14 protein-coding genes and 1 pseudogene are annotated in these 13,725 nt (G+C 67.8%); 11 read left to right on the top strand and 4 right to left on the bottom strand.

Annotated features, from left to right (window positions below; all coding sequences use genetic code 11):
- Window positions 1–389: 389 nt before the first annotated feature.
- Window positions 390–971 (bottom strand): hypothetical protein, encoded by a 582-nt coding sequence (locus tag ACFYQ5_RS02985; protein WP_389192219.1) that lies wholly within the window; start codon window positions 969–971, stop codon window positions 390–392.
- A gap of 366 nt (window positions 972–1,337) precedes the next feature.
- Here ACFYQ5_RS02985 and ribA point away from each other — a divergent pair, with 366 nt between their 5' ends.
- The 11 genes from ribA (at window position 1,338) to ACFYQ5_RS02930 (ending at window position 12,886) form a co-directional block, all read left to right on the top strand.
- Window positions 1,338–2,051 carry a GTP cyclohydrolase II gene (gene ribA, locus ACFYQ5_RS02980; protein WP_389192216.1) on the top strand — a complete coding sequence of 238 codons (714 nt, stop codon included), beginning with the start codon at window positions 1,338–1,340 and terminating at the stop codon, window positions 2,049–2,051.
- Entirely contained in the window at window positions 2,048–3,736 is a 1,689-nt protein-coding gene (locus tag ACFYQ5_RS02975; RefSeq protein ID WP_389192213.1) for a WD40 repeat domain-containing protein, read from the top strand. The genes ribA and ACFYQ5_RS02975 overlap by 4 nt, the downstream gene beginning before the upstream one ends.
- A gap of 148 nt (window positions 3,737–3,884) precedes the next feature.
- Window positions 3,885–5,009, top strand: coding sequence for a glycosyltransferase (locus ACFYQ5_RS02970; RefSeq protein ID WP_389192210.1), 1,125 nt, complete (start codon window positions 3,885–3,887; stop codon window positions 5,007–5,009).
- A 41-nt stretch (window positions 5,010–5,050) separates the two neighbouring features.
- Window positions 5,051–5,788 (top strand): formylglycine-generating enzyme family protein, encoded by a 738-nt coding sequence (locus ACFYQ5_RS02965; RefSeq protein WP_389192207.1) that lies wholly within the window; start codon window positions 5,051–5,053, stop codon window positions 5,786–5,788.
- A 49-nt stretch (window positions 5,789–5,837) separates the two neighbouring features.
- The gene (locus tag ACFYQ5_RS02960; protein ID WP_389192204.1) at window positions 5,838–6,536 is read left to right on the top strand and encodes a class I SAM-dependent methyltransferase; all 699 of its coding nucleotides are present in this window, start codon (window positions 5,838–5,840) and stop codon (window positions 6,534–6,536) included.
- A 98-nt stretch (window positions 6,537–6,634) separates the two neighbouring features.
- Window positions 6,635–7,672: an ATP-binding cassette domain-containing protein gene (locus ACFYQ5_RS02955; RefSeq protein WP_389192202.1), complete on the top strand. Its 1,038-nt coding sequence runs from the start codon at window positions 6,635–6,637 to the stop codon at window positions 7,670–7,672.
- Window positions 7,669–8,457 (top strand): ABC transporter permease, encoded by a 789-nt coding sequence (locus ACFYQ5_RS02950; protein WP_389192199.1) that lies wholly within the window; start codon window positions 7,669–7,671, stop codon window positions 8,455–8,457. Before ACFYQ5_RS02955 ends, ACFYQ5_RS02950 begins: the two co-directional genes overlap by 4 nt.
- Complete coding sequence (locus tag ACFYQ5_RS02945; RefSeq protein WP_389192195.1) at window positions 8,447–9,247, top strand: ABC transporter permease; 801 nt, start codon at window positions 8,447–8,449, stop codon at window positions 9,245–9,247. The genes ACFYQ5_RS02950 and ACFYQ5_RS02945 overlap by 11 nt, the downstream gene beginning before the upstream one ends.
- Before the next feature lie 27 nt (window positions 9,248–9,274).
- Entirely contained in the window at window positions 9,275–11,593 is a 2,319-nt protein-coding gene (gene yicI, locus ACFYQ5_RS02940) for an alpha-xylosidase (protein ID WP_389192192.1), read from the top strand.
- 145 nt (window positions 11,594–11,738) lie between these two features.
- Entirely contained in the window at window positions 11,739–12,419 is a 681-nt protein-coding gene (locus tag ACFYQ5_RS02935; RefSeq protein WP_389192189.1) for a RibD family protein, read from the top strand.
- On the top strand, window positions 12,419–12,886 hold the full coding sequence (locus ACFYQ5_RS02930) for a dCMP deaminase (RefSeq protein ID WP_389192186.1): 468 nt from the start codon (window positions 12,419–12,421) through the stop codon (window positions 12,884–12,886). The genes ACFYQ5_RS02935 and ACFYQ5_RS02930 overlap by 1 nt, the downstream gene beginning before the upstream one ends.
- Window positions 12,887–12,903: 17 nt before the next feature.
- Here the strand turns inward: ACFYQ5_RS02930 and ACFYQ5_RS02925 are convergent.
- The 3 genes and pseudogenes from ACFYQ5_RS02925 to ACFYQ5_RS02915 form a co-directional block, all read right to left on the bottom strand.
- A pseudogene (locus ACFYQ5_RS02925) lies at window positions 12,904–13,203 on the bottom strand (IS3 family transposase); the annotation flags it as partial.
- 162 nt (window positions 13,204–13,365) lie between these two features.
- Entirely contained in the window at window positions 13,366–13,521 is a 156-nt protein-coding gene (locus tag ACFYQ5_RS02920; protein ID WP_389193073.1) for a transposase, read from the bottom strand.
- 58 nt (window positions 13,522–13,579) lie between these two features.
- Window positions 13,580–13,705 (bottom strand): hypothetical protein, encoded by a 126-nt coding sequence (locus ACFYQ5_RS02915; protein ID WP_389192183.1) that lies wholly within the window; start codon window positions 13,703–13,705, stop codon window positions 13,580–13,582.
- Window positions 13,706–13,725: the final 20 nt, after the last annotated feature.

The raw sequence follows: 13,725 nt of genomic DNA, 5'->3' as shown, positions 1-13,725 counted from the left end.
CAGGTCATGCCTTCGACAGGGGGACGCAGTCATGCCGGGCCCGGAGGCCAGCGGCCCTCTTGCAGGACCGCGAAAAACATAACGGGGACGACGGGGCTCTGCCCGCACACGTGCGGGCGCTCCTGTTCGAGCAGCGGTTCCATCCCTGCCAGGGTCCGGCGCAGCTGCGGGCCGGGCGCCGGCCGCGAGCGCCTGCGCCGCCAGCTCGGCCACGGTGGAACCGGCGGTACGCAGGCGCGCCATCCTGCGGTTGCGCACCTCCACCGTGACGGCGAGGTCCTTGAGCAGCTGCGTCCATTCCATGCCCGGCACAACGCCACCGCCGGACGAGGGGGACGGGCGGTCGCCCTGCTTTTCCCGGCCCACGACTCCCGCCTCGTGGCCGGCGCTCACGCCTTCGGCGCGGGTGAGGAACGCGGCGAGCGCGCCGGCGGCCTCGGGCTCTGTGATGGCGAGCCGGGCCGCAAACGCCAGCTCGCGGACATCGACGCCGGGGCCACGAGTTCGGCGAGCAGCGCGGCGTGCGCGAGGACCGGCGGCGCCAGGAGGCCGGCCGCGGATTCGCGGGCGGCGGGATCGCGGTAGTGCCCGAGGTGCACGGCCAGGGCGTGGGAGAGCCAGGCGTCGACGTCGGCATGAACGTACCCGCCGGCCCGCCGGGTGAGTTCGTCCCGGACGGCTTCGTCGCCGGTACGGGGCTCGGTCTGCTCCAGCGTGCCCAGCTCGCGCAGCGCCTGGAGCTCGTCGGCGCGGGCCGCGATCCACATCGCTTCGTGCAGCTCGGCTTCCCGGGCGGCGGCCGCGGTGTCGGCGGCGAGCTCGGCCTGGACGACGTCGTCGGCGTCGGGGTCGTAGACGGTGCCCGTGGGCGCGGCGGCGAGCAGCTGGTCCAGGCGCTCCCACTCCGCGAGCTCTGCGCGGCCGCGGACGTCGCCCAGGTCCTCGTGCCGGGACGCCTGCCTGGCCGCCACCGGCCCCAGCAACCGGAAACGGCCCACCGGAACCGCCGGCGGACCATCACGAAATATCGAGGATAACGTCAGTTCTGTTGCATATTTGATGCCTCTGCCTCATGTTGCCCCACTTCGACCGCTTCACAGCACCCGAATCGTCGAATTCTATCGAACAAGCCAACCAAAAATGCCGGCACTTCTACGGTTGAAGATCAACTCGGGAGAAGTGCCAGCTCTTGCACCGTTCGATTTCCCGAACAGGGTGCATCGTGGCCAGTTATCGACGACACCTCTCAGTCCGGTAGTTGACACTTCGATCAACCTCGATGCATCGTTGGAGAAAGATCCGGAACCACGAACTACGGAGAGAAAGGAAGTTTTCGTATGCGGTTATCGGGCGGCGATCCCGTTGCACAGGCCGGCGATACAGGCTGCGACCATCCCTTGATTCCCGGCCCGGATGACAAGATTGCCATCCGCACCCGCGTAGAAGTTCCTGTACGCACCGGTGACGGATCGTGGCAAACTGCGGAAATGGCCAGCTTCAGCGGACTCGTCGATAACCACGAGCACATAGCGGTGCTTTTCTCGGGCGCCTCGGCGAGTCTTCCCAGCACCTCGTCCGCTCCGTTGGTGCGCATCCATTCGGAGTGCCTGACCGGTGATGTCTTCGGTTCCGCCCGGTGCGACTGCGGACCTCAGCTCGGGGAAGCGGTAGAGCGGTTCTCCACTTCCGGCGGCGTTCTCCTTTACCTACGGCAGGAGGGCCGGGGAATCGGTCTCTACAACAAGCTCGACGCCTACCAGGTTCAGGACGAAGCGGGCCTCGACACCTTCGCCGCCAATCGCGCGCTGAGCTTCTCGGACGATCTGCGGAATTATCATTCTGCCGCTCAGATGCTGCGCGCTCTCGGTATTCACCGGATTCGGCTGCTGACCAACAATCCTGACAAAGTCCGGCAGCTCGAAATGCGGGGGATCGAAATCGAGGAGGTCGTCGCCACCCGGGTCTTCAGGACGGAGCGCAACGCGCAGTACTTGCGCGTGAAGGCCGAACTGGGGGGCCACACCATCGAACTCATCGGAGAGACCGCATGATTCTGCACCGCAGTCCCATCAGTGGCGTGGCCGCCCTGCAGGACAGATACGTCGCCACCGCCGGCTATGACAACCAGGTGATCTGCTGGGATCAGCGCACCGGTCTGGCGCTCGCCCGCGCCTTCCACGACCACCTGGCCAACCAGTGTGCCTTCTCGCCGGACGGCCGTTACCTGCTGACCTCGTCCAGCGACTACACGGCCCGGCTGTGGACGGTTCCCCATCTGCGCCTGGTCGCGGTCCTCTCGGCGCACGAGGACGATGTCGAGATGTCGGCCTTCCACCCGTCCAGGGAGCTGATCGCCACCGCCTCCCGTGACCACCGGGTGCGGGTCTACGACTTCACCGGCCGCCTCCTCACCACCTTCGCCGGGCACACCGCGGACGTCATCTCTGTCGAGTGGGCCGGAGACGGCGACGAGCTCATCTCCTCCAGCGACGACGGCACCGTCAAACGCTGGTCCCTCGCCACCGGACAACTGGTCTCGGAGCTGAGTACCGACGGCGTGGAGACCGACACGGTGGCGATCTCCTCCGACGGAACGGTGTTCGCGGGCAACGACGAGGGGGCGATCATCGTGATCGGTCCCGCCGGTCGCACCTCCGTTCCGGCGCATGACGCGGGCATCAAGCGGCTGGTGCTGAACGACGCACGGCACCTGCTGGTCAGTCTCTCCTACGACCGCACCATGCGGCTGTGGGACGTGAGCTCCGGGCAACCCCGCTCCCGCGGCAGCGCGAATCTGCCGGCCGACGTCTGGCCCCGCTCCTGCGCGTTCGCCGCCGACAATTGGCTAGTCTTCGCGACCTTCGGCGCCACCTACCGCGGTTACGACTACGAAGCACGGGTCTGGGACACGTCCGAGATACCGCAGACCGGCGGTGTCAACGCGGTTCTGCCCCGGCCGGACGGCACGACGCTGACCGTCGGGGACGCGGGCACGGTGCGCGCCGGTGACCGTCGGGTCGCGGACACCGGAAGCCTCTGCAACTTCCTGACTCCGCTGGGCTCCCTGGTCCTCTCGGGCGGTCAGCTCGGCACGATCTTCGACGCTCTCACCGGACGCGAACTGCACCAGCACCGGTCGCCCCTGAACTGCGGCGCCACCTTCGAGCGTGACGGCGAGCAGTACGCGGTCGTGGGAACCTACACGGGTGAGGGCATCCTGCTGAAACTCACCGGTGACAACGGTGTCACCCATGTCGCCGACCTGCCGCTGCACACCAACGCGGTGAAGGGCGTGGCGGTCTCCGGGGACCTGCTCTTCTCCGTCGCCGCCGATGCCTCCGCCACCTGGTACGACATTCCGACGCTGAAACGTGTCGCCACGACCGAAGCGGCACATGACAAGATCGCCAACGGCTGTACCGGTCTGGGCGACGGCTGGTTCGCCAGCGTCAGCCGCGATCTCAGGCTGCGTATCTGGAACCCGCGACGAGAGGCCGACGTCCTCACCACCCCGCACACCCACTCCGTGAAGTGTGTGTCGGCCTCCGCCGACGGGCTTTCGGTGGCCACGGGCTCCTACGACGGCAGCGTCGCGGTGTACGACCGGGGCACCGGCACCTGGGGGCCCGCGACACGGCCCACGACCTCGGGTATCTCCTCGCTCGCCCACGACGCACGACAGGATGTCTTCCTCGCCGGAGCGTACGACGGACAGGTGTATCGCGTCCCGCGCTGAACGTTGTCGTCCGGGGCGGCCCCCGGCACGGCCGTCGACCGCTCCTGTCGTCTCCCCGTACCCTCGCGGTGCCGTCGTGCCGACCGCGATTCCATGACCACCTCGACGCGTCGGCCCGCTTACCCGGGCCCGACGGAGAGGATCCGCCGTGACCGGCTTCCTGATCCCCACCGCAGTGCGGCGGGCGGAGCACGTCGCCCCCCGTACCGCCAGCGAGACCGACACGGCTGCCGACGTCGTGGTTCTGGTGCCCATGTACAGGGAATCACTCGAGACGTGCGAGCGTTCCGCGGCCGGCATGCTCCGCCTGGACCACCCCCGGGAACGGATCACCGTTCTGTGGCTCGTTCCCGAGGGTGACGAGCCCAGCCAACTGCCCGCGCGCACCGCGTTCGCGCGGCTGGCCACGGCCGGTTTCGACCCGAGGTCCCGGGTGCGGCCCGTGCCGGACATGAGTCCGAAGGGCCGGGCGCTCAACCATGTCCTGACCGACCTCGACGCCTACGACGTGGTTCTCTTCCTCGACGCGGACGTGGTGCCGGGGCCCACCCAGGTCACGGAGGCGCTCCAGGCGGTCGGCGAGGGCGTGGACATCGTGGAGGCGTTCGAGTTCCACGAGTCGCGCAACTGGGTGGGCCGCGCCATAGCCGCAGAGAACGCCACCCACCTGGCGTCCATGATGTTCCTGCAGAAGCACCTGAAGACCGCTTTCCTGCAGGGAAGTTCCCTCTACGTCAGTACCGCTTTCCTCGAGAAAGCCGGCGGTTTCATCGAAGACGAGGCCGAGGAGTGCTTCGTGTGGTCGATGTTCGCCAGTCGGCTGAGACCGCGGATCCGGTTCCTGGCAAACGTCTCGTACGGAACACCGGTCGACGAACTGCCGACCGCGCTACGGCAGCGGGTCCGGTGGCTACGAGGGCAACTCGCGGCCCTCCGGCACCTCGCCGCACCCGAACTCACGCCGGCCGGACGGCTGGCGCTGGGGGTCACCGCCGCGAGTATCGCCGCCCAGTTGACCGTGTTGCCCGCGCTCGTTCTGTCCCGGCGCGGCAGCCGTACGCGTCACATCGCCCTCGCGGCCGTTCTCCTGGAGGCCGTCCGCATCGCTCATACCGCCGCCACCCCCGAATGGCGCCGTCTGGGCATCGGAGACGGCTGGTGCACACTGCTGGCTTTCGAACTGGTACAAGGCATCAGCGGATGGCGGGCGGTGCTGGAACTCGTCACTCAGCACAAGGTGTGGCACAGCGTCCGCGACAGCGGGCACATATGACGCAGAACCTGACGGACACGGCAGAACAGGTGGGGTACTCCATGACACGAACGGCGCTTCCCGACATCGACTGGGTCACCGTCCCCCACGGCGTCCTGGTGCGCGGGACGGACGAACGGCAAGTTCCCGCACTGGTGCGGGAGCACGCCGATCTCGGCCTCCCGGCGGAGTGGTTTCTCAAGGAATGCCCGCAGGCGGAGGTGACCGTCCCGGAATTCGCCGTCAGCCGGACGCCCGTCACCCGTGCCCAATGGGCGCCCTTCGCACGGGAGAGGAAACTGGACCGGGGGCTGGACGGTGACTTCGACCACCCTGTCACAGGCGTCGGCTGGGAGTCGGCCACGGAGTACTGCGCCTGGCTGGCCGAGCTGACCGGCCTGCCGGTGCGGCTTCCTTCCGAGACCGAGTGGGAGCGGGCGGCCCGCGGTGGTGACACCCGCGCCTACCCGTGGGGAGACCGCTTCGACGTCGCGCACGCCAATCTCAAGCCCGCGGCGTACAAGGGCACCACGCCCGTCGGCTCCTTTCCTTCCGGCGTCGGCCCCTTCGGCGTCCTCGACCTGGTGGGCAACGTCGACGAGTGGACCTCGACGGTGTACCAGCCCTACCCGGGCGCTCCCGCCGATGTCCCGGCCGAGGAGACCTGGGCCTGCGACCGGCACGTGACCCGCGGTGGCTCCTGGCGCCACAACCGTGATCTGGCACGGTGCGCCCGCCGCCACGGTGCCTACGACTCCGAACCGCACGACATCGGCTTCCGGCTCGCGGCCGGCGCCTGACGAGCTCGATCCCGAACCCGATCAGCTCGGTCCCGAGGAGAGATATTCGATGAACGCGGTGAGCGGGAACACCTTCTACGACCTGCCGGGTGTCTCCGAGGAGTACCTGCTGCGCAGGGAGCGGTCAGAACACCCCAACGACCTCATGGAGCAGCCCTACGTCCGCGAACTGGTGGGGAAGGTGACGGGGCGTTCCTTCGTCGACCTCGGCTGCGGAGACGCCAGGTACGGCAACACCCTGCTCGACGAGGGCGCCGACAGCTACCTGGGCATCGACGGATCCCGGAAACTGCTGGAGCAGGCCCGCCTCACTTCCGACAGGATGCGGGTACAACACACCGACATCGCGCGATGGCGCCCGGACACCGATACCGCCGATGTCGTCACAGCCAGGATGGTGCGTGCCCGATCTGGAGAGCACACTGCGCCGCGTACGCAGCGCTCTCCGGCCCGGCGGCACGTTCGTCTTCTCCCTCGAGCACCCCACCGTCACCAGCTGCTACGACTACGCCGACAGCTCCGACTTCCCGCGCGCATGGCTGGTGCGGGACTACTTCCGGCCCGGTTCACGGAAGGTCGACTGGATGGGCGGCAGCGTGATCAAGCACCACCGGAGCATCCGAGGAGCACCTCGCTGCCCCGGAGGCCGCGGGACTGCGTTTCGCCGCGCTCAGGGAGGGTCGCCCGCAGACGGGCCACACGTCCGGGGAGGTCCTGCGGGAGCGGCAGCACGTGCCCATGTATCTGATCGTCAAAGCCGTCCGGGTGGACTGAGGAAACGTCGTTGAGGTGTCGGCCGCGCGGACGGTGGGCCGGCTTCGCACAGGGACCGGGCCGGGGAGGAACATGAGGACCATCGAGGTGCGCGGTCTGCGCAAGGAGTACCGGATCCCGGAGAAGGAACCAGGGTTGAGGGGCACGGTCAAGCACTTCGTACGGCCCCGGTACCGGCCGAAGGTGGCGCTCGCCGGGATCGATCTCGACATCGAGCCGGGAGAATCGGTGGGCTATCTCGGCTCCAACGGCGCCGGGAAGTCCACCACGATCAAAATCCTCACCGGGCTGCTGTCCCCGACGGGCGGGTACGTCAGGGTGAACGGCTTCGATCCGCACCGGGACCGCAAGCGGCATGTGCGGGAGATCGGAGCCGTTTTCGGACACCGCACCGGACTGTGGTGGGATCTGCCGGTCATCGACTCGTTCAAGACCCTGAGCAGCATGTACGAGATTCCGGACGCGATCTACCGGGCCAATCTGGAGCTCTTCACCGAACTGCTCGAACTCGGGGACTTCCTGTCGGTCCCGGTGCGGCAGCTGTCCCTGGGACAGCGCATGCGCGCCGACCTGGCCGCCGCCCTGCTGCACGACCCGAAGCTCATCTTCCTCGACGAGCCGACAGGTGGCCTGGATGTCAACTCCAAGGCGGCCGTGCGGCAGTTCATCCGCCACCTCAACCGACAACAGGGCACGACGGTTTTCCTGACCAGCCATGACATGGCCGACATCGAAGGGATATGCAGCCGGCTGGTCATCCTGGACCGCGGCAGCGCGGTCCTCGACGAGGACATCGACAAGGTGAAGCACCGCCTCGCGGCCGACCGCCGTCTCGTCGTGACCGTGTCCGACTCGGAGGACGTCACCGAGGTCGTCCGAACGGTGACCAACGCCTCCGGTCTCACCTGCACGATGCTCGACCGGCAGCGACTGTCCTGCGAGTTCGACCGGACCGAAGCCACCGCCGCACACCTGGTCGGCGTCATCATGCGTGACCACGAAATCGTCGACTTCGAACTGCGCGAACCGACCCTCGAGCAGATGGTGCGGCGTCTCTTCCAGCAGCCCCCCGCCGTCCTCCCCCCGTCGACGGAGGTGAGGTCCCGTTGAGGGTCTTCCGCAGTCTGGTCGGCGTCGCCGCGCAGGAGGCCTTCATGTACCGCGGCCGGTACGTGGTGGGCGTCCTCATCAGCCTGGTCCAGATTACGGTGCTCTACTACATCTGGCGTGCCATCATGAGCGGCGGGCAGAGACACGCGGGTTACGACTGGCCGCAGATGCAGACCTACCTGCTGCTGTCCTTCCTGCTGACGCTCATTCTCTCGTTCGGCACGGAGGAACGGGTATCCGCCAGCATCCGTGACGGCAGCATCTCGCTGGAGTTACTGAAGCCGGTGCGCTACATGACGCTTCGTGTCACCGAACTCATCGCCGCGCTATTCGTCGAACTGCTGTCCGTCGGCCTCTGTCTGGTGGTGATCGTCTCGACCGTGCTGCCGGCCGTACCGCCCGAGACGGGGTCGCGATTTCTGCTGGTCCTGTCCTTCCTCCTCGCGGTGGCCCTGAAGGCGGTCATCGCGATCACCACGGGCGTCCTCTGCTTCTGGACGACCAACGTGCTCGGTCTCATCGCGTGCCGGCAGGCTCTGGCGCTGCTGCTGTCCGGAGCCATGTTCCCGCTGCAGATGCTGCCCGACTGGCTGCACACCGTGGCGTACGCGCTGCCCTTCCAGAGCTTCTTCAACACACCCACCATGATCTACTTCGGCCGGGTCGGTATTGCGGACGCCGCCGGTCTCGTCGCGCTCCAAGGAGTGTGGCTCGTCGCGCTGGCGGGTACGGCGGCTCTGCTGCTGAACCGCGGATTCCGGCGGCTGGACAACTATGGCGGCTGAACAGCGAGCACACGCCCTCACCCACTTCGCGCTCCTGCTACGGCTCCAGTACCGGGCCAAGTCGGCCTACCGCGCCGACCTCGCGCTCGAACTCGTCTCGGCGCTGTTGCGCCAGGGCACCTGGCTCGCCTTCATGCTGGTGCTCCTGCGTCGCACGCCGGCGGTCGAAGGCTGGGACACCTGGAAGATGATCTTCCTGTACGGCCTGGCGACGGCCCCGCTCGGCCTCAACGTCCTGCTCTTCGACGGCGTCTGGAAACTGGCCGAACTCATCCGCAGGGGCGAACTCGACGCCCTGCTGCTCCGCCCCGTCGATCCGGTCCTGCACCTGTACACCAGGAGCGTGAGTCTGCACGGTATCGGTGACCTCGCCATCGGCGTCCTCGCCATGAGCCTGGCCGCGCAGCACCTGCCGCTCCCCTTCGGCCTGTGGACACCCCTGCTCCTGGCCGTGTGCGTCGTGTCCGGCAGCGTCATCTACGCCTCCGTCAACCTGGCCTCGGCGTCTCTGGGCTTCTGGTTCAGGGAGCTGCACAATATTCCCTTCCTCGTCCAGCAGTTCACCGACCTGGCCCGGTTCCCCCTCACCCTGTACCCCCGCGTACTGACCGTGATCTTCTTCTTCCCCCTCCCCTTCGCCTTCGTCACCTACCTTCCGACGGTCCTGCTGACGGAGGGCGGCTCCGCCTGGGTCCTCCTGACGGCGCCGACCGCCGCCCTCGTCATCCACATACTGGCGAGGCTCGTCTTCCGCCTCGGGCTACGGCGCTACGAGAGCGCCGGAAACTGAGATTCTCGCACCAGGAGAGTGACTCCCATGAAGTTTACCGACGGCTACTGGCTGCTCCGGGACGGAGTGAAAGCCTTCCATCCGGCCGAGGCACATCACATCACCTCCGACTCGGATTCGCTGACGGTCCTGGCCCCGGTCAGACGGATCGAAAAGAAGAGCGATGCGATGGCGGGGCCCGTCGTCACCGTTCGCTGCAGCAGCCCGATGCCGGACGTCATAGCGGTCGAGATCACCCATTTCGAAGGCGTACAACCGCGTGGACCGGAACTCGAAATCGGCTCCTCGGGGACAGCCGCCGTCGATGTGTCGGTGGACGACCGGGAGGCTGTGCTCACCAGCGGCTCGCTGTCGGTGCGCTTCACCCGCGGTGACGCCTGGCGCATGGATTTCCTGGCCGGCGGCCGGGTCCTGACCGGCAGCGGAGCCAATGCCATGGCGGTGCTCGAAGCCGACGGCCGCCCCTACGTGCGTGAACAACTGGACCTCGGCGTGGGGCAGCACGTCTACGGGCTCGGCGAGCGCTTCGGACCCCTGGTCCGCAACGGCCAGTCCGTCGACATCTGGAACGCGGACGGCGGGACCTCCTCCGAACAGGCCTACAAGAATGTGCCGTTCTACCTGACCGACGCCGGCTACGGGGTCTTCGTGCACCACAGCGGCAAGGTCTCGTACGAGGTGGCCTCGGAGGCGACGTCACGCGTCCAGTTCAGCGTGGCGGGCCAGTCACTGCGCTACTTCGTCGTCCACGGCCCGACGCCGAGGGACATCCTCCGCCGCTACACCGCGCTGACCGGCCGCCCCGCCCGGCTGCCGGCCTGGTCCTACGGTCTGTGGCTGTCGACCTCCTTCGTCACCGACTACGACGAGGACACCGTCAGCTCGTTCATCGACGGCATGGCCGAGCGGGACATCCCCCTCTCCGTGTTCCACTTCGACTGCTTCTGGATGCGGGAGTACCAGTGGTGCGACTTCACCTGGGACGAGCGGGCCTTCCCCGATCCGCCCGGCATGCTGAAGCGTCTGAAGGACCGTGGCCTCAAGATCTGTCTGTGGATCAATCCATACATCTCCCAGCACTCGCCGTTGTTCGCCGAGGCAAGGGAGAACGGCTACCTGCTGCGCAGACCCGATGGCGACGTCTGGCAGTGGGACCTGTGGCAGCCCGGTCTCGCGATCGTGGACTTCACCGACCCGGCCGCCTGCGCATGGTTCGCGGAGAAGCTCGACGCGCTCCTGGACATGGGGGTGGACTGCTTCAAGACCGACTTCGGGGAACGCATCCCGCTGGACGTGGTCTACTTCGACGGCTCCGACCCGGAACGCATGCACAACCACTACGCCCACCTCTACAACCAGGTCGTCTTCGATCTTCTCGAGCGACGCCGGGGCCGTGGGGAGGCCGTTCTGTTCGCCCGCGCCGCCTCGGCCGGCACACAGAGTTTCCCGGTGCACTGGAGCGGCGACGGCGAGGCCACCTTCGAAGGCATGGCCCAGAGCCTGCGGGGCGGACTGTCCCTCGGACTTTCCGGGTTCGGCTACTGGAGTCATGACATCGGCGGATTCATCGGTCTTCCCGACGCCGCGGTGTTCAAGCGGTGGATCGCCTTCGGACTGCTCTCCTCGCACAGCCGTCTGCACGGAGGTGGGTCCTACCGCGTTCCCTGGGCGTTCGACGAGGAGTCCGTGGACGTACTGCGCGACTTCAGCCGGCTGAAGATGCGGCTCATGCCCTATCTGGGCCGCATCGCCGAGGAAGCCCACGCCGAGGGCCTGCCCATGATGCGTCCCATGATCCTGGAATTCCCCGACGACCCGTCCTGTGCCTACCTGGACACGCAGTACATGCTGGGGGACTCACTGCTCGTCGCTCCGGTCTTCTCGGCCGACGGGAACGTCCGCTACTACGTGCCCGAAGGCCGCTGGACCGGTCTGCTGTCCGGGCAGTCGGTCACGGGGCCCCGCTGGGTCGACGAGCGACACGGCTTCGACAGCCTGCCCTTGCTGGTCAGGCCCGGGACGGTACTGCCCGTGGGCGCCGTGGACGACCGGCCCGACTACGACTACGCCGCAGGCGTCGTGCTGCGGGTCTACTCCCCGCCCGAGACGATGCGAGCGACGACGAGAATCGTGACGCCCGGCGGCGAACTGTCCGCGGCTTTCACCGTCGAGCGCAGCGGCGGCCGGTTGCGCGTCATGGCGGACCGGCCGGTCGCGGACTGGGCCGTGCTGCTGGTGGGTGAGCCCGCGCCCTCCTCGATCGAGGGCGCCACGCCGGAACACCTGACGGACGGGACACTGCTGCGGGCCCTGCCGGACGCCCTCACCATCACCGTCGGCGAGTGACCACGGTAACCGACCGGCTGCGCCGGCCCGGCCGCCCGCCGGGCCGGCCTTCCCGCCGCACGGCAACCGCCGGGCACAGAGCACGGCCTGTCGCGCACGACTGTGAAACACGACTGTGAAATTCGAGAGGACCGGGTCACCACCGATGCCCACGCGTCCCTACGTCATTCTCTCCGCCGCCACGTCGGTCGACGGGTACCTGGACGACGCCGGACCCGAGCGGCTGCTCCTCTCCGACTCGGCGGACTTCGACCGCGTCGACCAGGTACGCGCGGAGTCAGACGCCATCCTCATCGGCGCGACCACCCTGCGAAAGGACAACCCACGCCTGCTGGTCGACAGCGCCCGAAGACGCGCGCAACGCATCGCGCGCGGAAGACCGGAGCACCCGCTGAAGGTCACGGTCACCGCCGGCGGCGACCTGAACAGAGATTCGAGATTCTGGCATCACGGCGGCCGGAAAGTGGTCATCACCGTGGACAGCGCGGTGGAGAAGGTCCGTACGACGCTGGCAGGGCTGGCTGACGTGGTCAGTGTCGGCCCGCATGTCGACTGGGGCCTGGTCCTCGACGAACTCGGCCGGCGCGGTGTCGAACGGCTCGTGATCGAGGGCGGCGGCACCATCCATACGCAGTTCATGGCCATGGACCTCGCGGACGAGGTGTGCCTGGCCATCGCCCCACTCCTTGTCGGGCAACCGGACGCGCCGCGATTCCTGGGCACCGCCGACTATCCGGGCGGCTCCACCGCCAGGATGGAGGTCATCGAGACCCGCCCGGTCGGCGACATGGTGCTCATCCGATACGCACCGAAGGGACGGTCCTGATGTACGTTTCGCGGCACGAGGAAGAGGTGCGCTGGATGGAGCGTGCGATCGATCTCTCCACGATGTGTCCGCCGACCGACCGTGCCTTCTCGGTCGGTGCGGTCATCGTCGACGCGAACGGCGGCGAACTGTCGGCCGGGTACTCGCGTGAGAGCTGCCCTCGTGAGCACGCGGAGGAAGCCGCCCTGGCGAAACTTCCGCGGAACGACCCGCGTCTGGCCGGTGCGACGATCTACAGCACTCTGGAGCCGTGCTCCAGGCGGAGCGCGGACCGTACACCCTGCGCACAGCGGGTGTTCGCCGCGCGCATTCCCCGCGTCGTCATCGCCTGGCGCGAGCCGAGCGTGTTCGTCGAGGAGTGCGTCGGCGTCGAACAACTGAGAGCGGCCGGGGTGATCGTCCTGGAACTTCCCGAACTCAGCGCTGCGGCAAGGACGGTCAACCGCCATCTGCTGCGGGACGCCTGACGTTTACGGCGCCGCAGATGGAGGCCCTCCAGGCCATGCTTGCGCATGAGCCGCTCGACGCGCTTGCGGTTCACCGTGTGTCCGAAGCCCCGCAGCTCGGCATGGACACGCCGCACTCCGTACGTTCCCTGGTGGTCGGTGTGGATCCTGCGGATCTCCGCGACCAGGGCCTCGTCGGCGGCCTGCCGCACCTCGCGGGCCTTCGCCCCGGCGATCCACCGGTAGAGCCCCGAGCGCGAGACCTGAAGAACCCGACATATCCGCTGCACGCCGAAGTCGGCCCGGTGGTCGGAGATGAAGCCCCAGCGGAGGGTCATGCCCTCATCTTCCTTCGCGAAATACTGGGCCCGGCACAGGATCTCCCGCTCGAGTTCCCACTCCTTCTCCGCACTGCTCAGCCGGCCGTTCTCCGCCCGCAGCCGGACCAGTTCCTCATCCCTGCCCTCGGCGACAGGCTCGTCGCGGTTGCCGCCACCCGCCTACTCATCGGCCTGACGCACCCAGCTCCGCAGCGTCTCGCCGGTCACCCCGACATCCGCCGCCACCGCCGCATACGCGCGCTTCCCACCCGCCGCGCGGTACAACGCGACAGCATCGTTCCTGAACTCCGCCGGATACGGAGACTTCCGTCCCACCAGGACACCCTTCCTCGGATCTGCAAGATCCAGTGTCAGAGCGTCCACACAGCCGGGGTCACCTCAGGCCCTCGGCCTGAGCCCGGCCCACCAGCTCGTCAATCAGCCGGTCGTCCACAGACTTCGCTGGCACCGCCTCAGCCGACTCAACGGTCTCGACCTCGGCCACGTTGCCGCTGGTCATCGATGCATCTTCCATGATCG

It is taken from the genome of Streptomyces sp. NPDC005794 (assembly GCF_042871445.1).
GTDB lineage: Bacteria > Actinomycetota > Actinomycetes > Streptomycetales > Streptomycetaceae > Streptomyces.
Note: the sequence above shows the minus strand (reverse complement) of the source record. Positions and strands in the feature narration are given on the sequence as shown.

Coding starts and splice junctions, on each gene's coding strand:
- ACFYQ5_RS02955 (WP_389192202.1), top strand. CDS start 6,635: ATGAGGACCATCGAGGTGCGCGGTCTGCGCAAGGAGTACCGGATCCCG.
- ACFYQ5_RS02930 (WP_389192186.1), top strand. CDS start 12,419: ATGTACGTTTCGCGGCACGAGGAAGAGGTGCGCTGGATGGAGCGTGCG.
- ACFYQ5_RS02975 (WP_389192213.1), top strand. CDS start 2,048: ATGATTCTGCACCGCAGTCCCATCAGTGGCGTGGCCGCCCTGCAGGAC.
- ACFYQ5_RS02935 (WP_389192189.1), top strand. CDS start 11,739: ATGCCCACGCGTCCCTACGTCATTCTCTCCGCCGCCACGTCGGTCGAC.
- ACFYQ5_RS02960 (WP_389192204.1), top strand. CDS start 5,838: ATGAACGCGGTGAGCGGGAACACCTTCTACGACCTGCCGGGTGTCTCC.
- ACFYQ5_RS02915 (WP_389192183.1), bottom strand. CDS start 13,705: ATGACCAGCGGCAACGTGGCCGAGGTCGAGACCGTTGAGTCGGCTGAG.
- yicI (WP_389192192.1), top strand. CDS start 9,275: ATGAAGTTTACCGACGGCTACTGGCTGCTCCGGGACGGAGTGAAAGCC.
- ACFYQ5_RS02945 (WP_389192195.1), top strand. CDS start 8,447: ATGGCGGCTGAACAGCGAGCACACGCCCTCACCCACTTCGCGCTCCTG.
- ACFYQ5_RS02965 (WP_389192207.1), top strand. CDS start 5,051: ATGACACGAACGGCGCTTCCCGACATCGACTGGGTCACCGTCCCCCAC.
- ribA (WP_389192216.1), top strand. CDS start 1,338: ATGCGGTTATCGGGCGGCGATCCCGTTGCACAGGCCGGCGATACAGGC.